This window comes from Azospirillum canadense (assembly GCF_025961225.1).
In the GTDB taxonomy this organism is placed as follows: Bacteria; Pseudomonadota; Alphaproteobacteria; order Azospirillales; family Azospirillaceae; genus Azospirillum; species Azospirillum canadense.
This window is the reverse complement of the sequence record NZ_JAOQNG010000001.1, coordinates 3,076,992-3,097,951: the sequence shown is the minus strand read 5'-3', so window position 1 is coordinate 3,097,951 and position 20,960 is coordinate 3,076,992. Positions and strand designations below refer to the sequence as shown.

At 69.4% G+C, this 20,960-nt stretch carries 17 protein-coding genes and 1 pseudogene; 9 read left to right on the top strand and 9 right to left on the bottom strand.

Annotated elements, in window-relative coordinates; genetic code table 11:
* Positions 1-87: 87 nt before the first annotated feature.
* On the bottom strand, positions 88-792 hold the full coding sequence (locus M2351_RS14710; protein WP_264656783.1) for a sulfite oxidase-like oxidoreductase: 705 nt from the start codon (positions 790-792) through the stop codon (positions 88-90).
* Between the two features lie 187 nt (positions 793-979).
* Here M2351_RS14710 and M2351_RS14705 point away from each other — a divergent pair, with 187 nt between their 5' ends.
* The 3 genes from M2351_RS14705 (at position 980) to M2351_RS14695 (ending at position 4,688) form a co-directional block, all read left to right on the top strand.
* A complete protein-coding gene (locus M2351_RS14705; RefSeq protein WP_264656782.1) occupies positions 980-1,627 on the top strand; it encodes an FMN-binding negative transcriptional regulator in 648 nt (215 codons plus the stop codon).
* A gap of 172 nt (positions 1,628-1,799) precedes the next feature.
* The gene (locus tag M2351_RS14700) at positions 1,800-4,160 is read left to right on the top strand and encodes a mechanosensitive ion channel domain-containing protein (RefSeq protein WP_264656781.1); all 2,361 of its coding nucleotides are present in this window, start codon (positions 1,800-1,802) and stop codon (positions 4,158-4,160) included.
* Between the two features lie 69 nt (positions 4,161-4,229).
* The gene (locus tag M2351_RS14695) at positions 4,230-4,688 is read left to right on the top strand and encodes a low affinity iron permease family protein (RefSeq protein WP_264656780.1); all 459 of its coding nucleotides are present in this window, start codon (positions 4,230-4,232) and stop codon (positions 4,686-4,688) included.
* A gap of 127 nt (positions 4,689-4,815) precedes the next feature.
* Here M2351_RS14695 and M2351_RS14690 read toward each other — a convergent pair whose 3' ends face one another.
* Complete coding sequence (locus M2351_RS14690; RefSeq protein ID WP_264656779.1) at positions 4,816-6,342, bottom strand: alpha/beta hydrolase; 1,527 nt, start codon at positions 6,340-6,342, stop codon at positions 4,816-4,818.
* A gap of 73 nt (positions 6,343-6,415) precedes the next feature.
* Positions 6,416-8,983, bottom strand: coding sequence for an HWE histidine kinase domain-containing protein (locus M2351_RS14685; RefSeq protein ID WP_264656778.1), 2,568 nt, complete (start codon positions 8,981-8,983; stop codon positions 6,416-6,418).
* A 464-nt stretch (positions 8,984-9,447) separates the two neighbouring features.
* Between M2351_RS14685 and M2351_RS14680 the strand changes: the two genes are divergently transcribed.
* Together M2351_RS14680 and M2351_RS14675 are read left to right on the top strand one after the other, a co-directional pair.
* A complete protein-coding gene (locus tag M2351_RS14680; protein ID WP_264656777.1) occupies positions 9,448-9,792 on the top strand; it encodes a hypothetical protein in 345 nt (114 codons plus the stop codon).
* Positions 9,793-10,174: 382 nt separating this feature from the next.
* On the top strand, positions 10,175-10,546 hold the full coding sequence (locus M2351_RS14675; protein ID WP_264656776.1) for a winged helix-turn-helix transcriptional regulator: 372 nt from the start codon (positions 10,175-10,177) through the stop codon (positions 10,544-10,546).
* 169 nt (positions 10,547-10,715) lie between these two features.
* Here the strand turns inward: M2351_RS14675 and M2351_RS14670 are convergent, their stop codons facing one another.
* The 3 genes from M2351_RS14670 to murJ form a co-directional block, all read right to left on the bottom strand.
* The gene (locus M2351_RS14670) at positions 10,716-11,333 is read right to left on the bottom strand and encodes a pyroglutamyl-peptidase I (protein ID WP_264656775.1); all 618 of its coding nucleotides are present in this window, start codon (positions 11,331-11,333) and stop codon (positions 10,716-10,718) included.
* A 16-nt stretch (positions 11,334-11,349) separates the two neighbouring features.
* Positions 11,350-12,348, bottom strand: coding sequence for a tryptophan--tRNA ligase (gene trpS, locus M2351_RS14665; RefSeq protein ID WP_264656774.1), 999 nt, complete (start codon positions 12,346-12,348; stop codon positions 11,350-11,352).
* A gap of 61 nt (positions 12,349-12,409) precedes the next feature.
* Positions 12,410-13,984, bottom strand: a complete 1,575-nt coding sequence (gene murJ, locus M2351_RS14660) for a murein biosynthesis integral membrane protein MurJ (protein WP_264656884.1) — start codon at positions 13,982-13,984, stop codon at positions 12,410-12,412.
* A gap of 507 nt (positions 13,985-14,491) precedes the next feature.
* Between murJ and M2351_RS45090 the strand changes: the two are divergent.
* The 3 genes and pseudogenes from M2351_RS45090 to M2351_RS14645 all read left to right on the top strand — a co-directional run.
* Positions 14,492-14,908 (top strand): annotated as a pseudogene (locus M2351_RS45090) (hybrid sensor histidine kinase/response regulator); the annotation flags it as partial.
* 337 nt (positions 14,909-15,245) lie between these two features.
* Positions 15,246-16,778 (top strand): ATP-binding response regulator, encoded by a 1,533-nt coding sequence (locus tag M2351_RS14650; protein WP_264656772.1) that lies wholly within the window; start codon positions 15,246-15,248, stop codon positions 16,776-16,778.
* Between the two features lie 201 nt (positions 16,779-16,979).
* Positions 16,980-18,101, top strand: coding sequence for a branched-chain amino acid ABC transporter substrate-binding protein (locus tag M2351_RS14645; RefSeq protein ID WP_264656771.1), 1,122 nt, complete (start codon positions 16,980-16,982; stop codon positions 18,099-18,101).
* A 139-nt stretch (positions 18,102-18,240) separates the two neighbouring features.
* On the opposite strand, the gene M2351_RS14640 is transcribed toward M2351_RS14645, so the two are convergent.
* Entirely contained in the window at positions 18,241-19,164 is a 924-nt protein-coding gene (locus M2351_RS14640; protein ID WP_209767954.1) for a replication protein RepA, read from the bottom strand.
* A 489-nt stretch (positions 19,165-19,653) separates the two neighbouring features.
* Here M2351_RS14640 and M2351_RS14635 point away from each other — a divergent pair, with 489 nt between their 5' ends.
* Positions 19,654-20,241, top strand: a complete 588-nt coding sequence (locus M2351_RS14635; RefSeq protein ID WP_264656770.1) for a phosphatase PAP2 family protein — start codon at positions 19,654-19,656, stop codon at positions 20,239-20,241.
* Between the two features lie 2 nt (positions 20,242-20,243).
* Here M2351_RS14635 and M2351_RS14630 read toward each other — a convergent pair whose 3' ends face one another.
* Positions 20,244-20,519, bottom strand: coding sequence for a hypothetical protein (locus M2351_RS14630; protein WP_264656769.1), 276 nt, complete (start codon positions 20,517-20,519; stop codon positions 20,244-20,246).
* Positions 20,516-20,953 carry a DsrE family protein gene (locus M2351_RS14625; RefSeq protein WP_264656768.1) on the bottom strand — a complete coding sequence of 146 codons (438 nt, stop codon included), beginning with the start codon at positions 20,951-20,953 and terminating at the stop codon, positions 20,516-20,518. The genes M2351_RS14630 and M2351_RS14625 overlap by 4 nt, the downstream gene beginning before the upstream one ends.
* Between the last annotated feature and the right edge of the window lie 7 nt (positions 20,954-20,960).

The window sequence follows — 20,960 nt, the reverse complement described above, 5'->3', positions numbered from 1 at the left end:
TGGTGTTACCAGCCGTCGCGTGTCGCCGTTTCATGACGCTCGACCAGAAGAACGCGCCTTTGTTCTTCCTCCGGAATGTTGTCGCCTTCACTCCGAGTAGCGTTCTTCCTTCCAGGGATCGGCTTCGTTGTGGTAGCCGCGGACCTCCCAATAGCCGCGCCGGTCCTCCGCGACGAACTCGAGTCGCTTCACCCACTTGGCGCTTTTCCAGAAATACAGCTTCGGCACGACGACTCGGACAGGCCCGCCGTGGTCGCGGCTGATCGGCTGGCCTTCCCAGGTCGTGGCCAGCAGGACGTCCGCGTCCGCGAAGGCGTCCAGCGACAGGTTGGTCGTGTAGCCGTCCGAGGAATGGCAGACGACGAAGCGCGCCTCCGGCTTCGGCTTCACCACGGACAGCAGATGGCGCGTGCCGACGCCTTCCCACCGGTTGTCGTAGCGTGACCAGGTGGTGACGCAGTGGATGTCGGAGACGAAGCTCTCCTGCGGCTGCGCCTGGAAATCGGCCCAGCGCCACGTGACCGGATTCTCCACCAACCCGTCGACGGCCAGCGTCCAGTTCTCCGTCGTCACCCGCGGCACGACGCCGAGGTCCAGCACCGGCCAATCCTCGACCAGCCGCTGGCCGGGCGGCAGCCGCTCGCGCGCCGGGTCGGCGGTGTGGCCGGTCAGCGCGCGCCCCTCCTGCGCCCACTTCTCCTTGGTGGCGACGAGCTTCTCGCGGATCTTCCCGTCCTTCTCGATCTCGCCATCCTTGGTCGGGTTGTTGTTGGGTTCGTCGCCGGGGGCCATGGCTGCCTCTTGCGGTGTCGTGAAAAGCGTCGGACTGTAGCAAGAACTGTGCGGCCGGCTACAGCGGGTCAATGCCGGGGCGCCGCTGTCGAGCGTGGCGGGGCCGGACCATCAAAAGAATCCAGGGTCCGGCGGTTCCGTTCGGGCCGGTTTTCGGGGACACTCCACCCCAGATCAGGAGGTCCACATGTACATTCCGCCCGCGTTCCTTGAGACCGACCTGCCCTTCATCCACGAGACGATGCGCGCCGCCGGGCTGGCCAACTTGGTCACTGCCACGGCCGGCGGGCTGGTCTGCACGCCGCTGCCCCTGCTGCTCGACGAGCGCGAGGGGGAGATGGGCACGCTCTACGGCCATGTGGCGAAGGCGAACCCGCAGTGGCGGGAGCCGCCGACGATGGAGGCCATGGCGGTCTTCATGGGGCCGGACGCCTACGTCACCCCGTCCTGGTACGAAAGCAAGGGCCGCGACGGCAAGGTCGTGCCGACCTGGAACTACGCAGCGGTGCACGCCTATGGGCCGGTGGAGTTCTTCGAGGACGCCGACCGCCTGCTCGCCCTCGTCACGCGCCTGACCGACCGCCACGAGGCGTCGCGCGCGCAGCCCTGGGCGGTCGCCGACGCCCCGCCCGACTTCATCCGGGCGCAGCTGCGGGGCATCGTCGGGGTGCGGCTGCCGATCACCCGGATCGACGCCAAGCGGAAGATGAGCCAGAACCGCAAGGCGGAGGACCGGGCCGGTGTCGTCCGCGGCCTGGAGGCGTCGGACGATCCCAAGGCGCAGGCCGCCGCCCGGCTGATGAGAAGCCGTGAAATTCCGGACGCTTTGCCGTAAATCCGTCCCAAAGCGGGGCGATGGTCCCAAAAAGGTTCAATCGTCCTTGGGCCCCCCTGGCTTGGCAAGGTGGCGGAGGCGGGCTAACGTCGCGCCCCTCAATCGACATGGTTCGCCGATATGGCCTGCCGATAGGGGCCGCGACGGATTCGACATGATGGATAGGACAGGCATGCTTCGCACAAGCACCGGATGGATCGGCGGGTTCGCCGCCGTCCTCCTGCTGCTGGTCACCGGCTTCGCGACGACCGTCGCGACGTCGGCTCCGACGCTGGCCGCCGGCCCCGCCCTGGCGCAGGCCGTCGCCCCGGCGCCCGCCGCTCCCGCCCCGGCTGCCTCTGGGACGCCGGCACCCGCCGCGGCGGGAGAGCCGACACCGGAGCAGCTCCAGGGCATGATCGTCACGCTGGAGGACCCCGCGGCCCGCGCCCGGCTGGTCGAGCAGCTGAAGGCGCTGATGGCCGCGCAGAAGGGGCTGGACCAGGCGAAGGCCGCCGAGGCGCCGGCCACCCCGCTGCCGGAGACCATCGGCGCCACGGCGCTGTCCTTCCTGGCGCAGCGCATGGACGTGCTCAGCCGCCAGCTCGTCCAGGTCGGCAACGTGTTCAAGGACCTGCCGGGCGCGGTGGAGTGGGCGAACCGGCAGATGACCGACCAGTCCGCCCGTGACCGCTGGGTGCAGATCGCCATACAGCTGTCCATGATCCTGGTCGCCGGCGGCGTGATCGAGCGTTTCATCAGCTGGCTGCTGTCCCGGCCGCGCGCCGCGCTCGCCGCGCGGCGCGGCACCACGACGCTGGTGCGCCTGCCCCTGCTGCTCGGCCGCGCGCTGATGGAGCTGGCGCCCATCGCCGCCTTCATCGTGGTCGGCTACGGTATCCTGTCGGTCAGCGAGCCGGGGCCGCGCGTGCGGCTGGTGGCGCTGGCCGTGATCAACGCCACGGTGATCCTCCAGGTCGTGCTGGTGGCGGTGCGCATCGTCATCGCCCCGGACGCGCCGAACCTGCGGCTGGTCCAGATGGGCGACGCCAACACGCGGCGCCTCTACCTGTGGATCCGCCGCCTCGCCGCGGTCGGCATCTTCGGCTATTTCCTGGCGGAGGGCGCCTATGTGCTGGGCCTGCCGCTCGGAGCCTACGGCGCGCTGCTGAAGCTGCTGGGCCTCGCCATCGCCGGCATGACGATCGCGCTGATCCTGCAGAACCGCCGCACGGTGGCCGAGTGGATGCACGGCAACCCGCTGTCCGGCGACGGCGACCCGGCGTCCACCGCCGCGCGCGAGTCGGAAGGGCAGGGGGCCGTGCTGCGCTCCGCCCGGCGCCGCTTCGCCGACGTCTGGCACGTGCTGGCCATCGTCTACGTCGTGGTCACCTTCGGCGTCTGGGTGCTGAACGTCTACGGCGGCTTCGAGTATCTGGCGCGCGCCACGGGCATCACCATCCTGGTGGCGGCGCTGGCCCGGCTGCTGGTCAACGTCACCAACCGCGGCCTGCGCCGCGGCCTGCGCATGAAGGCGGAAACGCGCGAGGCGCTGCCGCAGCTGCAGGAGCGCGCCAACCTCTACATCCCCATCGCGCACCGGGTGGTGAAGACGGTGATCTGGGTCGTCGCGCTGATGATCATCTTCTACGGCTGGGGCATCGACACGCTGGCCTGGACGCAGACGGCGCTCGGCCAGCGGATCGTGCGCAGCGCCGTCACCATCGGCCTGCTGCTGGTCGGCTCCATCGCGGCGTGGGAAATCGTCAGCTCGATGATCGAGCGCTTCCTCGCCTCCACCGACCGCAACGGTGCGCGGATCGAGCGCAGCGCGCGCGTCCGCACGCTGCTGCCTTTACTGAGGAACGCGTTCCTCGTGGTGCTGGTGACGATGGTCTCGCTGATCACCCTGTCGGAACTCGGGGTGAACATCGCGCCGCTGCTGGCCGGTGCCGGCGTGGTCGGTCTGGCGGTCGGTTTCGGCTCCCAGACCCTGGTCAAGGACATCATCACCGGCCTGTTCATCCTGTTCGAGGACAGCATCTCCGTCGGCGACGTGGTGGACGTGGGCGGCGGCCATTCCGGCGTGGTGGAGGCGCTGTCCATCCGCTCCATCCGCCTGCGCGACTCCTCGGGTGCCGTGCATTCGGTGCCCTTCAACTCGGTCTCCACCGTCAAGAACATGTCGAAGGACTTCTCCTACGCCCTGTTCGAGGTGCGCATCGCCTACCGCGAGGATCCGGACCGCGTCATCGCGCTGCTAACCGACATCGGCAAGGGGGTGCAGACCGACGCACAGTTCGCCCCCGACATCCTGGCGCCGCTGGAGGTGATGGGCCTGGACAAGTTCCAGCCCGACAGCACGCAGCTGATCACCGCCCGCTTCAAGACCCGTCCGACCAAGCAGTGGGGCGTGTCGCGCGAGTTCAATCGCCGCATGAAGAAGCGCTTCGACGAATTGGGCGTGGAGGTCCCGACCGGATCCATGCAGTTGATCGTCGGAGGCAACCAGAATGACCGGGCGCTGGCCGAGGTGCTGAGCCAGGGTTCCTGACGGCACTTTTCCTCCGGCCGAGCGTTTGCTTGTGGGAAACACAAGAACGCTTGGCCGGAGGCCAGCCGAATGCTCAGTGACTTCTTCTATCGTTTCGCCCGTTGGACGGAGCGCCAGACCGGCAAGCCGGGCGCCTTCGTCCTCGCCCTGGGCACGGTCATCGTCTGGGCCATCACCGGCCCGATGTTCCACTTCTCCGACACCTGGCAGCTGGTCATCAACACCGGCACGACCATCGTCACCTTCCTGATGGTCTTCCTGATCCAGAACGCCCAGAACCGGGACACCCAGGCGGTGCAGCTGAAGCTCGACGAGCTGATCCGCGCCACCGAGGCCGCGCGCAACGGCCTGATCAACCTGGAGGAACAGTCCGAGAAGGAACTTCAGAAGGTGAAGACCGGCTTCGAGAAGATCGCCGCCAAGACCGCCGACTGCCTGGAAAGCGAGATCGAGCGCAAGGTCGAGCAGGAGGTGGACGAGGAGTTCGAGGAACGCGGCCTGCGCAAGCCCGAACGAACGCAGCCGTAGCGCGGATCTTCACCACCAAGGCACCAAGACACCAAGATCAAACCGGACTTTGCGTCGACTTCGGTCGGCGTGTCCGGCCGGCACGCACCACCTTGGTGTCTTGGTGCCTTGGTGGTGAAAAACAAATTTAGGGCGCGTCGAAGCCCGGGGGCTTGGCGGCGTTGGGGCAGGCGTTGGGGGGCAGGGATTCCTGCTCCACGAACTGCGCGGCGGTGGCGGTGGCGCAGTCCTCCGACCCGGTCACCAGATGGCCGGCGCTGCGGAAGACCAGATGACGGCTCTTCGGCAGCGTCGACGCCGCACGCTCCGCCCACTCTGGCGGGGTCAGCGGGTCGTAGGCGCCGGACAGCAGCAACACCGGCACGGGGCTCGCCACCGGCAGCCGTTCCGCCGCCTCCTGCACCGCGGCGGGCCATTGGGCGCAGACGCGCCGGCCGGGATCGTCGGTGCTGACCGCGCCGAAGGGCGGGAAGCGCCGGGCGTTCTCGGCCAGCTTCACCGGGTCGGCGGGGTTGATTGTCTCCCGGCATTCGATGGAGAAGGCCACCCCTTCCGCCGTGTCGGGATCGCCCAGCCAGGGGGCCGGAACCCAGTTGGCCAGCCGCTCGTACCGGCCGCGCGCGGCACGGTCGACCAGCGCCGGCAGGCGGGGAACAGGGTCGCCCTCGGCCATTGCCTCCAGCAGGGCGGCCATGGCGCCGGCGCTGTCCAGCCGGACCGCCAGCGGAACCGCCGCGTCACCCACCGGCACGTCCACCGGTGCCTTCTCCAGCCGTTCCACCATCGTCTGGAAGCGGCCCTCCAGGTCCGGGTAGGCGGCGCGGCAGGCGCGGTTGCCGGCGCAGTCGTCGAACAGGCGCCGGAAGGCCCGGCTGCCCAGCCAGGGCGCCTCCTCCACCGCGTTGACGTCGGGCGGGTAGACCGAATCGAGCACGGCGGTGCGCACCCGCGGCCCATAGCGGCGCATCGCCTCCAGCGCCACGCGCGTGCCGTAGGAAACGGCGAGCAGGTTGACCCGCTGCGCGCCGAGCGCGGTGGCGACGTCCATGGCATCGTCGGCGGCGACAGGGGTGGTGAACATGGCACCGTCCAGCCCCGCCGCCTTGAACCGGTCCGCGCAGGCGGCGACCGCGGCGCGCTCCAGCGCGGCCCGCCGCTCCCGCGACACCGGGCGCGGGCGGGGGGAGGCGCCGAGAACGTCCAGCTCCGGGCAGTCGGTGTCCGGCTCCGCCCGGCCGACGCCGCGTGGGTCGAACAGCACCAGGTTGCGCGTGCGGCGGAAGGGGGCCGACAGCTCCCACCAAGCCTCCATCCGCTCCTCCACCGCCTCGCCGGCGCCGAAGGGGGAGGCGCCGGGGCCGCCCTCGATGAACAGGACCGGGTCGGGGGCGGGCTGCTTCGCGGTGGACAGCAGCACCGCGACCGGCAACCGGAAGGCCCGGGTCGCGGGCCGGTCGCGCCGGTCGGGCACGGCCACCGTGCCGCACAGCGCCGCCTCGCCGTCGGGCACCGTGAACCAGCAGGGCCCGGGCACGAAGCGCGCGTCGGCCCGCGCCGGCAACGGGGCCAGGATAGCCATCAGGGCGACCAGGAGCGTGGCGAGGGCGGCGGCCACGATCGGCTTGGCCGGCGGAAGGGGGGAAGCGGGCTCCATACCCCTATCTGTTTGGCGAAGCCGGCCGGGCTTGTCCAGAAAACTGTCCGGGAAACAAGGATCCGCGCCGTTATCAGCCAGTCCGGCAGCCCGTTCGGCGCAGCGCCGCCAGCGCCTTCTGCACCTGCTCCGAATCGTAGGGCTTGCGCAGCACGATGGCGTCGTGGAACTCCGGCGGGAAGACGGAGGTCTCGCCGTAGCCGGTGGCGAACAGGAAGGGCACGCCCAGCTCGCGCAGGCGTTCGGCCACGGGGAAGGACGTCTCGTCGTTCAGATTGACGTCCAGCAGGGCGAGGGCCGGCACCTCGGCCTGGATGGCCATCAGCGCCTGGCGGACGCTGGCCACCGAGTCCACCCGCGCGGCGCCCAGCTTCAGCAGCAGGTCCTCCGCGCTCATGGCGATGATCATGTTGTCTTCGAGCAGCAGGACCGGACCGTCGATGCGGACGTCCGCCGCCACCTCCGCGTGGCTGCCTTGCGGCTTGGCCGCTTCCCGGGTGGCGGCCAGCGTGGCGTGCGGGGCGGGAATGGCGAAGCGCGCCCGCAGACCGGACAGGGCGTAGGTGACCTCCGCCTCGCCCTTCAGGTCGTGGGGGATGGACCGCTCGATGATCGTGGTGCCGAAGCCCTGCCGCGTCGGCGCCTGGACGGGCGGGCCGCCGGACTCCCGCCAGGTCAGGACGAGCTGCCCGTCGTCTTCCAACCACCAGCGGACGTCGGCTTGGCCGCTGCGGTCGGCGAAGGCGCCGTACTTGGCGGCGTTGGTCACCAGTTCGTGCAGGACCAGTGCCACGACGGAGAAGGACTGCGGCGACAGCAGCACCTCCGGCCCCTCGCAGCGCACGCGGTCGGCCTTGCCGCCCAGATAGGCGGCGACCTCGGCGTGGATGATGGTGCGCAGCGGGGTCGGCTGCCAGTTCACGGCGGTCAGCTGGTCGTGGGCGCGGGCCAGCGCCTGGACGCGGCCACCGACGATGTCCGCGAACTCCTCCACGGTGTCCGACGCGCTGCGGCTCTGCGCCAGCAGGGCGCGGACCAGCGCCAGGATGTTGCGGACGCGGTGGTTCAGCTCGGCGATCAGCAGCTCCTGCCGCGCGCGGGCCGACCGCCGCTCCTCGTCCGCCAGGTCCGACAGGCGCAACACCACCTCCATCAGCGTCACGCGCAGGGAATCGGCGATGCGCAGGTCGGCGTCGGACCAGGGGGTGGACTGGCCGTGCACCGTCTCCTTCCAGGCCTCGAAGCTCTTGCGCGGCGTCAGGCGGACGCCGTTGGGGCCGGGCTCCACCGGCTTGTCCGGGTTGCCGGCCCAGGTGACCGTGCGCGCGGACTCCTTGCGGAAGAAGATGATGTAGTCGCGCGGCTTGCGCGACACGGGGATGGCCAGCATGCCGGCCGCCCGCATGGCGAAGTCGCTGCCCGGCGGGTGCACCCGCCCGATCTCGTTGGTGGCGAAGACGGTGCTGGCGTGCGCCCGGTTCAGCGCGCGGATGACGCCGAGCATCTCCTCCTGCGTCGGGGTGGAGCCGTGCAGCGCGATCTGCCCGCCCAGCACGATGGCGACGCCGTCGCTGCGGATGAAGCGCCCGATCTCCTCGCGCAGCTCCGCCAGGTTCTCCATGGGCGACGCGTTCTCGGCGATCAGCGCCATCAGCCGGTTGTGCAGCTGGCGCGCGTCGGCCTCGTAGGCGGCCTCCTTGTCGCGCTCCACGCTCTCCAGCAGGAAGGAGAACATCTGCCCGTACAGCTCCGCCGCCGTGCGCCGCTCCAGCGACAGGCGGTGCGGCGCCAGATGGTGGCAGGCGAACAGGCCCCACAGCTTGCCGCGGCGCAGGATCGACACGGACAGCGAGGCGGCCACGCCCATATTGCGCAGATACTCGCAGTGGATCGGCGACACACTGCGCAGCACGCTCATCGACAGGTCGAGCGGCGCGTCTTGTGATCCGGCGGGCGGCCCAGCGGGAGGAACGATGGGCGACGGGGCGGCGTTGACGTCCACGATGCAGCGCAGCCAGCTGCGCTCGTACAGCGCGCGGGCCTGGGCCGGGATGTCGGACGCGGGGTAGCGCAGGCCGAGGTAGGACGGCACGCCGCGCGCCGTGGATTCGGCGATCACCTCGCCGGCATCGTCCACGTCGAAGCGGTAGACCATGACCCGGTCGAACCCGGTCAGCATGCGCAGCTGCCGCGCCGCCTCCCGGCAGCAGTCGTCGAAGGTCGACGCGCGCTGGAGCCGCCCGATCATGGCACGCACCATCGAGCTGCCGTCGAGGTCGCCGCCGGGCTCGCTGGGCTCCCCTTCGATGATGATCGACGGACCGGACATATGGATCGCGACGTCGAGCAGGGGGCCGTCCGCCGTGACCCGCATGCGGAAGATGCGCTCCACCGAATCGTTCAGCAGGGCCAGTTGCAGCCGCCCGCGCAACGTGTGCAGAACCTCGTCGCCGACCTGCAGGACCAACGGGTGCCCGAGCATCGCGTCGGCCTCCACCCCCAGCCATGTGCCGATGTTGGCGGAGGCGTGCTGCACGATCCAGTCCGTGGAGACCGCGACAAGGAACCCCTCGGGCTGGATCGACCCCAGGAACTGAATCGGTTCCCGGTCGCAGTTGGTCAGGTCGACGGATTGGGTCATCGGCAAGGGGCGGTCGTTGCAGGCAAGATCATCATCCGGGATCGCGGCGGCTGTGTGGGGTCTTTAACTGGGGATCGTCTGGAAAAATTCCATCGGAAACAGAGATGGAAGGTGTGGAATACTTCGACGAAATATTGTTTCAGAAATACTGCGGTCGGCGACGGGCAAAAACGCTGGACGATAATGATCGCAAAGGCGGCTGTCACTAACCTAAGTTAAATATTACCAGCAAAAGCCGCATCAACTCACATTGGTGCCGGATGATGATCAAGTTCTAATATGGGGAATCCTTGTTCCCTTTTTAATCGCCGCCATTCACACCGGCTGTACCCGTCGGGCGGAAAAACACCCCAACATGCACGCGCGCGGAAGGGTTCCGAGTCGACCGGCCGCCCCGACCATCGCGAGGCGGCCCGGCGGCGCCCCGATGGCGGTGTTGCGCGCCCGCGCTGGGAAACGTTCGGTTGATTGCGCGCAACCCAGCCCCCCGCGCAACCTGGTCGTTCGCGGGCGGACCGGTGTTGACTTCATTCATCCGCAAGCGGATGTTTTGCGCGCCTGCAACCACTTTGCGGGTGAAACGCTGGAACGAGATGGAGAACCCCATGCAGACGCTGTGGACCGCCTTGCGGCGGAGATGGCTGGACCCCGGCGGCGAGCCGGCGGCCGGGGCGGAGCACCTGTGCGACCACCTCTGGCGCGACATCGGGCTGACGCAGACCGAGGCCGGCTTTTGCGCGCCCGAACACATCCGTGATCGGAACTTTTCGGAAGCGCGGTCATTTTTGACCTTGCAAGCCTACCGCTGACGGGCGATACCGGATCCCGTCGGATTTCCTTGAACCACCGACATTTCTTTCAACCCACGGAGACCACGATGAAAGCCATCGTACCGACCAGCTGGACCCGCCGACATGGCGATTGGTCCATGCGAGCTAACGGCCGCAACCTTAACGACAACGCCCTTCAACGCGCAGGGTTTGAACGGGAATTCCGGATAGGGAGAGGAAGCGATGAGTGTCTTTTGGGGCTTTTGCGGCCGTTCCGTCTTCGTTGAGCACGCCCTTTGGGCTTCTCCGGACCAGTTCTTCGACGTCCGGCGGGAAAACGGGGAATTCGTGATATGGCTTGGACGCCTGCACATCATCTACACACCGGCCCGATGGGGTCCTCGGCCAGGGGGGCTCGCTGATGCCGGCCCGCGTTCGTCCTGACGAGGTGACCACCGTCGTCCATGTGCTCGAGGCGTTTCGCAAGCTCGATCCCGACCTGCCGATCCAGTACGCGCTGTCGTTCATGACGATCGCGCAGAACGAAGGGATTTCGATTGGCGAGCTTGCGGAACGCCTGGGCATCGCCCAATCCTCCGCCTCGCGCAATGTCGCAGCCTTGAGCCGCTGGCACAGCTTCGGGAAGGCCGGTCTGGACCTCGTCCAGGCCCAGGAAGACCCCCGCGAGCGCCGCCGCAAGATCGTGACGCTGACCGACAACGGCCGCACCTTCCTGGAAGAACTGCGCGCCATCGTGAGCCCGCGCGAGATGCGCCCCGCCAAATCGGCGTGAATGTTCACTCCGTAGCGGACAACCAATTTTTCACGGATTTCGCGGATTTCTTTTTGGCTTGCCGAGCGACGGCATTCTGAATGTCTGGCGCTGCGCGCGGATCACCAAAATCCGTGAAAATCCGCGCTCAAATCCGCGCAATCCGTGAAGGATTAGTACCCCGCCCGCCTCACGCCGCCTCGCCCAACCCCTGCCGCAACAATCCCATCAGCGTCCGCACCGCCAGTTCCTGGCGTTCCAGGCGCAGGCCGACGCGGCCGGACTGGCCGGCGACCTGTTCGGGAAGCGGCGGCAGGTGGATGAAGCCCATGGGCAGGTCGAGCCCGCGCGTCTCGATCAGGTGGCGCGCCCGGTAGAACAGGTGGTTGCAGACGAAGCCGCCGGCGAAGTCGCTGAAGGTCACCGGCAGGCCGGCGATGGCCAGCTCGCGCATCACCATGGGGATCGGCAGGGCGGAGCCGTAGGCGGTGGGGCCGTCCGGCTCGATCACCTGATCGGTGCGCACGATCCCCGCGTTGTCGGGCTTGTCGCTCTCGTCCCGGTTCCAGGCGAGCCGTTCCACCTTGATGTAATCGGAATTGCCGGCCAGCCCGAAGCACAGGGCGGCGGCCGGCCCGTGCTCCTCCACCAGGGCGGCGAAGGCCTCGCCGCAGGTGTCGTATTCGACCGGCAGGACCGCGGTGACGACCCCCGGCTCCCCGGCCAGCCGTTCCATCAGCAACGCCGTCGGGTTGACGGCGTTGTCGCCGAAGGGCTGGAAACCGGTGAGCAGGATGGGAGCCGCCATGGACGCATGCCCTCGCTTACGGACGCAGAAGGCCGATGATGTCCTTCACGTCGTTCAGGTTCTTCTCGGCGATGGCCTGGGCGCGCTCGCCGCCCTTGCGCAGAATGCGGTCGATCTCGCCCTTGTCGGCCAGAAGCTCCTTCATGCGCGTGGTCATCGGGGCCAGCTTGGCGACCGACAGGTCGACCAACGCCGCCTTGAAGCCAGAGAACTGGGCGCCCGCGAACTGCTGCACGATCTGCTCGCGCGTCTGACCGGCGAGGGCTGCGTAGATGGTGACGAGGTTGTCGGCTTCCGGACGCTTCTCCAGGTCCTCGACGCTGTCCGGCAGCGGCTCCGGATCGGTCTTGGCCTTGCGGATCTTCGTCGCGATGGTGTCCGCGTCGTCGGTCATGTTGATGCGCGAATATTCGGACTCGTCCGACTTGCTCATCTTCTTGGTGCCGTCGCGGAGCGACATGACGCGCGTCGCCTCGCCCAGGATCTGCGGCTCCGGCAGCGGGAAGAACTCGGTCTCGTAACGGCGGTTGAAGGCGCCGGCGATGTCGCGCGACAGTTCCAGGTGCTGCTTCTGGTCCTCGCCCACCGGCACGTGGGTCGCCTTGTACAGCAGGATGTCGGCGGCCATCAGCACCGGGTAGGAGTAGAGGCCGAGGTTCGCCATGTCCTTCTGCTTGCCCGCCTTCTCCTTGAACTGCGTCATGCGGTTCAGCCAGCCCAGCGGCGTGTGGCAGGACAGGATCCAGCCAAGCTCCGCATGGGCGGAGACGAAGGACTGGTTGAACAGGATGTTCTTCTCCGGGTCGATGCCGGCGGCGATGTAGGCGGCCGTGACCTCGCGGATGTTGTTGCGCAGGACCTCCGGGTCCTGGTCGATGGTCAGCGCGTGCAGGTCGACGACGCAGAAGATGCACTCGTACGTGTTCTGCAGCTCAACCCAGTTCCGCAGCGCCCCCAGATAGTTGCCGAGGTGAAGCTGCCGGGTCGGCTGCATGCCGGAGAAGATGCGGTTCACGGGGTTCTCTCGCTCGAAAACGTCTGGAAGGGCGGAGTTATCGCCCCGGAACCGGGCCGGGTCAAGTCGCGGGCGGCACCGATTCGGGGGTGTCGCGCCGCAGGAAGGCCTTCACGTCGGCAAGGTCGGTGCCGCCCAGCGCTTGCGCCAGCCCGGCGAACAGCGCCACGCCGCCGCCGACCAGCAGCGACAGCGCGCCGAAGCGCACCAGCGTGCCCGGCGCCTCCAGCCAGGGCGCCAGCAGCGCGGCACCCACCAGCAGCCCCGCCCCCATGCCGACCGCCGCCGCCAGGATGCGCGGCGCGCGGTGCCGGAACCGGTCGTCCAAATGCAGGAAGCCGCGCCGGTGCAGCGCCGCCACCAGCAGGCCCAGGTTCAGCCACGCGGTCAGCCCGGTGGCCAGCGCGATCCCCACATGCTCCAGCGCCGGCATCAGCGCCAGTCCGATCGCGACGTTGGCGACCGTGACGACGACGGCGACGCGCACCGGGGTGCTGGTGTCCTGCCGGGCGAAGAAGGCGGCGTTCAGCGACTTCACGATGACGTGGGCCGGGATGCCGACGGCGTAGGCGGCCAGCGCCCAGGCCGTCGCCTGCGCCTCCGCCGGGCCGAAGGCACCGCGCTGGAACAGCACCGCGACGATCGGCTCCCCCGCCACGCCCAGCGCGATGGCGGCGGGCAGGGCCAGCAGCAGGCTGAACTCCACCGCGCGGCTCAGGTAATGGCGGACCTTCGGCTCGTCCCCGGCGGCGGCGTGGCGGGCCAGCACGGGCAGCAGCGCGGTGCCGATGGCGATGCCGATGATGCCCAGCGGCATCTGGTTCAGCCGGTCGGCGTAATAGAGGAAGGATACGGCCCCCGACGGCAGGAGCGAGGCCATGACCACGTTCAGGAACAGGTTGATCTGCATGACCCCGGCGCCGACGGCGCCCGGCCCGACCAGCCGGAACAGCCGCCGCATCCCCTCGGTCAGCCGCGGCTGGACGAGGCGCAGTGTCACGCCGGCGTTGCGGCAGGCCCAGGCCATCCAGGCCACCTGCACCACGCCCGACAGGGTGACCGCCGCGGCCATGGCGTACCCCGGCTCGAACCCCAGGCGCGGGGCGGTCAGCAGGGCCGCGATCAGCGTCAGGTTGAAGGCGATGGGGGCAGCGGCGAAGGGGCCGAAGCGGTCCAGCGCGTTCAAGACCCCGCCCAGCAGCGCGACCAGGGAGATCAGCGCCAAGTAGGGGAATGTCAGCCGCGCCATGCCCACGGCCAGCTCGAACTTCGCCGGCTCGTCCGCGAAGCCCGGGGCAAGGCCGTGCATCAGCCAGGGCATGGCCGCGATGGCCAGCGCCGTGAAGGGCAGCAGAACCGTCAGCAGGATCGCCAGGGCCTGCTCCGCGAAGGCCACGGCGGCGGGTCGGCCGTTGCGCTGAAGCTCGGCAGCGAACAGCGGCACGAAGGCGACGCCGAAGGCGCCCTCCGCAAACAGGCGGCGGAAGAAGTTGGGCAGCTTCAGCGCGACGAAGAAGGCGTCGGCCACCGGCCCGGCGCCGAGGACGGCCGCCGTCAGGATGTCGCGGGCGAAGCCGGCGAGGCGGCTCAGCAGGGTCAGGCCGCCGACGGTGGCGATGGCGCGGGCGAAACTCATGGGGCGAAACTCATGGGTCCGGCGGGTATACCCGCCCGGCCCTTGCCTGGGAAGCCGGCAAAAGCCGTAGGATGTTCCACCCAAAGGAGGTAAGGTGCGGTAAGATGCCCATTGTGGAGTGCGCCTCTTCTCGATCAATGTGTCGCAGGGGTGCATCCGGGGACGGCTTTGTTGCGCGCGATCACTTTCCTGAAGAGCGTTGACGCCCGTCTGGTGCTTCCCGCGGCGGCCGTCGCGGTCGCCATCGCGGCGCTGTGGTGGACCCTGCTCGACCGCATCGACCGGGAGGAGCGTTTCCTCGACCGGACCACGCGGCAGCACACCGCCGTCCTCGCCCAGCTGGTGGAGGAGCAGGCGGTCGCCACCTTCCGGCGCCTGGACGACGTGCTGCTCGACATCGCCGACCAGTTCGCGCGGAACGACCCGCTGCGCATCCCCGCCCGGCGCTACGCCGAGGAACAGCTGGCCGCCTCGATCCGCGTCTACGACGAGGCCGGGCGCCTGACCATGGCGGTGGGCCGGGCCAACACGCGCGACCTGCTGGTGGAGCACGATGAGTTCCGCCTGCACAAGGAAGGCGGCCACACCAAGGGCGTGCGCAAGGGTTTCGTCATCGGCACCCCCTTCGTCAGCCCGGGCACACGCGAGGTGTTCATCCCGGTGTCGCGCCGCATGGAAACGCCGGACGGCCAGTTCCGCGGTGTCGCCGTCGCCGACGTGCCGGCGGAGTCGCTGTCGCGCTTCTACGGCGGGCTGAACCTGCCGCCGGGCAGCACGGTGGCGCTGGCCCGCGCCGACGGCCCGATCCTGGCGCGCCAGACCGGGCAGGCGGAGGTCGTGGGGCGCAGCTTCGCAAACTCCTGGCTGTGGCCGGAACTCGCCACGTCGCCGACCGGCAGCGCCCGCGCCGCCAGCCCGGTGGACGGGGTGGAGCGGATCACCGCCTTCCGCCTCTCCTCCCAATATCCGGTGATCACCATCGTCGGGGAATCGGTCGACACCGTTTTCGGTCCCTGGCGCCAGAATCGCGTGCTGTCCTTCGCCTGGGCCGGAACGACGACCATGGTGATCCTGCTGTTCACCACCGCCTTCCTGGTGGAACTCGCCCGCCGCCGCAGCGGCGACCGGGAACTGCGCATCCGCAACCGCGCCATGGCCTGGAGTGGCGACGGCATCCTGGTCGCCGACGCGACCCGGCCCGGAACCCCGGTGGTCTACGCCAACCCTTCCTTCGAGCGGCTGATGGACCTGGAGCCGGGCGGTGCGCTCGGCCGGCGCGTGCTGGGGCATCCTGGAGGGGCCGATCGGCGATCCGTCGATCGTCCAGCCCCTGCGCGAGGGCATCGCCGCCGCAACCGACACGCGGGTGGAATTCCGCCACTCCGGCGCGTCCGGCGAGGACGTCGGCCCCGACCTGGGTGCGGTGTGGCTGGAACTGCGCGCCTCGCCCGTGCGCGACGACGCCGGGCGGCTGGTCAGCCTGATCGCCATCGTCCGCGACATCACCGAGCACAAGAACGCCCAGGCCGCCCTGGCCGAGGCGCGGCGGGAGGCGGACCGGGCCAACGTCGCCAAGTCCAAGTTCCTGGCCGCCGCCAGCCACGACCTGCGCCAGCCCGTGCAGTCGCTGCTGCTGCTGATGGAGGTGCTGTCGGCCCGCACCAGCGACGCCCCGACGCGCAAGGTGCTTGGCACCATGGACCGCGCGCTGAACGCGCTGAAGATGCTGCTCGACGGGCTGCTGGACGTCTCAAAGCTGGAGGCCGGGGCGGTGGAGCCCAACCGCACCGTCTTCCCGGTGGCGGAACTGATGGACCGCATCGCCGCCAACAGCCGCCCGGTGGCCGTGCGCAAGGGGCTGGTCCTGCACATCATGCCCTGCTCCGCCCATGTGGACAGCGACCCGATGCTGCTGGGCCGCATCCTCCAGAACCTTGTGGAGAACGCGCTGCGCTACACCGCGCAGGGGCGCATCCTGGTCGGGTGCCGGCGCCGTGGCGCGGTGCTGTGGATCGAGGTGTGGGACACCGGCATCGGCATTCCCGCCGACCGGCAGGACGATATCTTCCAGGAGTTCGTGCAGGTCGGCAACGCCAGCCGGGACCGCGACCAGGGCCTCGGCCTCGGGCTGGCGGTGGTGCGCCGTATGGCCGGCATCCTGGGCCACCGGATCACGCTGCGCTCCGCGCCGGGGCAGGGCTCGGTCTTCCGCGTGGAGGTGCCGCTGGCCGCGGTGGCACCCACCCCTCCGGCGCCCGCGGACGAACCCATGGACAATCCACCGTCGGACCTGTTTCCGGATCCGCCGACAGCCACGTCTGTAAATTCGTTCGGCTGTCCCTCCGCCGAGCCTCCACCGCCGACGCCGATGGTTCCGCCCCCGCTCCCGAAGCATACGGGACCCCGCATCCTGGTGGTGGAGGACGACCCGATCGTCCGCGAAGGCTTCCGCATGATGATGATGCAGTGGGGCCACGACGTGCTCGCCGCCGAAACCTGCGCCGAGGCGCTGGCCCTGGTGGCGAACGAGGGCGCCCCAGACGTGATCGTCACCGATTACCGCCTGGACGGCGACCGTACGGGAACGGAAATCATCCGTGACGTCCGGCGCACGGTCGGGCGGTCCGTCCCCGGCATCCTGGTGACCGGCGACACCGCGCCGGAGCGGCTGGCCGAGGCCGAGGCCGGCAATTTCCGCGTCCTGCACAAACCGGTGATGGCCGGCGACCTGCAACGCGCCGTCACCGATGCGCTGGCCGGCGTCGAGGCGAAGCTGCCCGCGCTGGCCGGGTGATTGCGCGAGAGGGTCGGCGCGCCATGCGCCGGGCAACCGTCAGCCCCATCCGTTTCGGCGTTGTGTGGTCTCCACCCGTTTGCCTTCGCCCGTTTGCCTCGCACCATTTGCCTTGTCCCGTTTGATTGTGCGCGCCCCCCGCCGCATTTGATGACCGTTCTGTTACGGTTATCGTTGCTGAGAGACAGGAGGCCACAGACCATGAAGCGCGCAACGCGGGCGACGGCCCTCGCCCTGATGTGCCTGGGCGCGAGCCTCGGGGCCGGCCTATTGGCCATGCCCGCGCGGGCCGACATCGCCGTCGCTCTGGCAGGCCCGTTGAGCGGGTCCGCCTCCATCTACGGCCGCCAGGCGCGCTCGGGCGCCGAGGCCGCGGTGGCCGACATCAACGCGCGGGGCGGCCTTCTCGGGCAGAGGCTGGTCCTGACCGTGGCCGACGACGCCTGCGACGAGCGGCAGGCGGTGACCGTGGCGAACACGCTGGTCGCGCAGAAGGTTGCCGTGGTGATCGGCCCGGTCTGCTCCGGTGCCGCCATCGCCGCCTCCACCGTCTACGCGCAGGCTGGGATCCCGATGATCTCCCCGACCGCCACTGCCCCGGCGTTGACCGAACGCGGCTTGCGCAACGTCTTCCGCGTCTGCGGTCGTGACGACCAGCAGGGAGAGGTCGCCGCCGCGCTGATCGCCGACCGCTTCAAGGACCGGAAGATCGCCATCGTCCATGACCGGCAGCCCTATGGGCAGGGCCTTGCCGAGGACGTGAAGCGCCGCCTGAACGCGGCCGGCATCAAGGAAACCCTGTTCACCGCCGCGGCCGGCGAAGAGGAGCAGGCCGCGCTGGTGTCATCGCTGAAGGCGGACGGCGTGCAGGTGCTCTATTACGGCGGCTACGACCAGGAATTGGGGCTGATCGCCCGCCAGATGGCGGAACAGCGCTTCCATCCGCAGATCATCGGTGCCGACGGAATCCAGCCGCAGACCTTTTGGAACATCGCCGGCAACGCGGCGGAGGGCACCCTGTTCACCTTCCCGCCCGACCCGCAGATCAACCCCGCGGCAAAGCCGGTGGTCGAGGCCATGAAGGCCAAGAACCTGCGCACCGAAGGCTTCACCCTGTTCGCCTACGCGGCGGTGCAGGCCTACGCCCAGGCGGTCGGCAAGGCCGGCAGCACCAAGCCCGACGACGTGGTCAAGGCGCTCCACGCCAACCCGCTGGAGACGGTGATCGGCACCCTGTCCTTCGACGACAAGGGCGACGTGACGAAGCCCGGCTACGTCGTCTGGGCCTGGAAAGACGGCAAGAAGGTCCAGTTGGACCGGTAAGGGCCTTGTCCTGTGGGGGGCTCGCCCTGGTCGGCGATTGCCAAGTTTTCCGGCCCCTGGCAATCGCCGACTCCCCCCGTCACCTCACGAACCGCACCTCAAGCTTGGCAATCGCCGACGCCGTTCCGGAGGTTGGCAATCACCGGCTGATGGCTTTGCGCTCTGGAATCGGCGGGGGCGAGGGGTGCAGCAGCACGCCGGTGTCGGAGATCTCCACGCGTGCCGCCTCGTAGACGGCCAGCGCCAGGTCCAGCGCGACGCGGAACTCCGGCTTGAAGTGCTTCAGCTCCTTGTAGCCGCCGCCGAACTGGGTGAAGAGCGCCTTCCAGGTCACCGGCACCGGGTCGCGCAGCACGTGCAGCCGGTAGGCGAGCCAGACATAGACGTCGATCGCCATGGAGCAGCCGCCGATGTGGCGGATCGCCGGTTCCCAGATCGGCACGGGGGAGCGCTTCAGCGCGGCGAAGAAGGTTTCCGACAGCTGCACCGTCTCGCGCCACAGCGTGCCCTGGCCGTCGTCGTCGCGCAGGCGGATGCCGCCGTTGACGATGTTCTCCTTGGCGAAGCCCTCCGCCCCGTCCTTGTCCCAGAAGAAGGTCAGGCGGCACAGGTTGATGCGGGTCGCCTGCTCCTGCACCGCCTTGTAGGTGGAGCCGCCGGCCGATACGCCCATGCGGTCCAGCCAGTCGTTCATGGAGCGGCCAAGCTCGATCTCGCGGCTGTTGTCCTGGATGGCGCGCGTCTGGAGGTACAGCAGGATCAGCCGCGCCTTGGCGCCATAGGGCACGCCGACCGGCGTCAGGCTGCCGTCGCGCTTGCGCTCCTTGCCCGGCTCCACCAGCAGCGTCACACGGCCCTGGTCGCGGCGCCATTCGGCGTCCGGCGCCAGCTTCCGGTGCGGCAGGCTGGTCAGGCAAAATCCGGAATATGTGATGCCCAGCGCGTTGGATTCGTCCTCCAGCACCGCCGCCGCCACATCCACGACGCTGGCGCGCTTCGGGTCCACGAGGTTCCGCGCCTCGCGCCGGCCGTGCGTCATGATGAGTTGGTGTACGTCGCCCATCGGTCCCAATCCTCCGGTCCATCCTGCCGGCAGTCGAACATGCACAGGCGGGAGAGTCCATTTGGCGATCGCCGACGAGGCTAATTGAGTCCTAATTGCCGGAGTCTATTTGCTAGGTCGGCGATTGCCAGGGGACGACTCGGGATTCCGTCGGCGATCGCCAAGACCCGCGTCGGCGTTCGCCAAGGCTTGATGTGGGAATCCGGGCGACTCGACCACTGGTCGGCGATTGCCAAGCGCTTGATCGGCTTGCGATTCGCGACTCAGGATAGGGGTGCGCATCCGGGGGGAGTCGGCGATTGCCAAGGGCGCCGGGGGATGCCGTGTCTTGGCAATCACCGACCATGGTCCGGTCCAGGACCCCGACGGTCGGCGATTGCCAATGCGGAGAGCGGCTCCGCAACCAAACGCCAGCGGGGCTGTTGATGGTCCGCCGCCCGCCGTGGGCGGACCATTCCGCGTGGGCCATCCAGTGGGGAGAACCGGTTCATGACCGTGGACGAGTTCGGGGACGAGGTGCTGCGCCATGTGAGCGCCCTCGACGAGGCGGCCCACCGCAGGGCGGTCGCGTTGGGAGAGGAGGCTCCCGCCCTGCGCGATGGCCTCCAGGTGCCGAGTTCGCGCAAGGTGTTGTTGCCGCTGCTGGCCGGGCTGTGGGCCGCCGGCCGCGCTACCGAGACGCCGGCCCTGTCGCGGCTGGCGCGCCAGGGGCTTCTCGCCATCGGGCTGGGGGCGATGGCGACGAAGGCGGGCAAGCGGGTCGTCTGCCGCGCGCGCCCAAACCAGGGCCGCGACCCGGCCCGCTGGGGCAAGGCGGACGGCAAGCACGCCTCCTTCCCCTCGGGCCACGCGACCACGACGGCGGCGGTCGCCACCGTGGTCGCCCTGAACCGCGGCCTGTCGCCCGTCACCGTCGCGGGCGTCGGCTTCGCCGCCGCCGTCGGCTGGTCGAGCCTGGCGACGGAGCGTCATTGGGCCACCGACCTGCTGGCCGGCTCGGTCACCGGCATCGTCGCCGCTGTTGTCGCCGACGCCGTGGACGAATGGGTGGAGGAGCGGACCGGTCGGGACGCGTAGGCTTACAACTGTTCCAGCTTGCGGACCGCGGCGCGCAGGATGGCGACCTTCGGGGCGAAGCGGCCGGCCGGGTCGCTGTCCTCGATGAAGCCGATCATGATGCCGAGCGCGTGGGCGACCTTCGGCGCCAGATCCGGCACGGGGTGTGCCCGCACCCGCTCCACAAGCTGGTCGAGGTCCGACTGGTAGGGGCGGCCCTCGAAGCCATCGGCGGCGACGGCCTCGAACCGGTTGGCGTGTTCGATGACGAGCGCAAGGTCGGTGGCAGGGGTGTTCATACGAACAGGATGGCGCCGGTCTTCGGCGCGTCGTTCAGGAAGGTGACCACGCCGCCGGTCTTCACCGGCACGTCCGGGCGCAGCGCCACGCCGGGCGGCAGGCCCAGCGCGCGCAGCCCCATCTCGCAGGCCATCACGGTGACGTTCAGCATCACGCAGGCGCCCAGCAGCTCCTCGAGGCCGGCGACGCCGTTGGCGGTGAACCAGCCGTCGCGCTCCGCCGGCGAACGGCCGTCGTCGGCGGCGTCCAACCCGTGCCAGCCGGGCACGCCCGGCTCCGCCTCGTCCAACAGGGCGGCGAGCGCGCGGCCGGTGAAGAACAAGGTGACCTTGCGGTTGGTCGCCGCCGCCGCGCTGGCCATCACCAGGGCGTAGTGCACCCGGTCGAATCCGCCGGCGAACAGGACGATGGACAGGCTGTCAGGGCCTTGCATGTCAAAT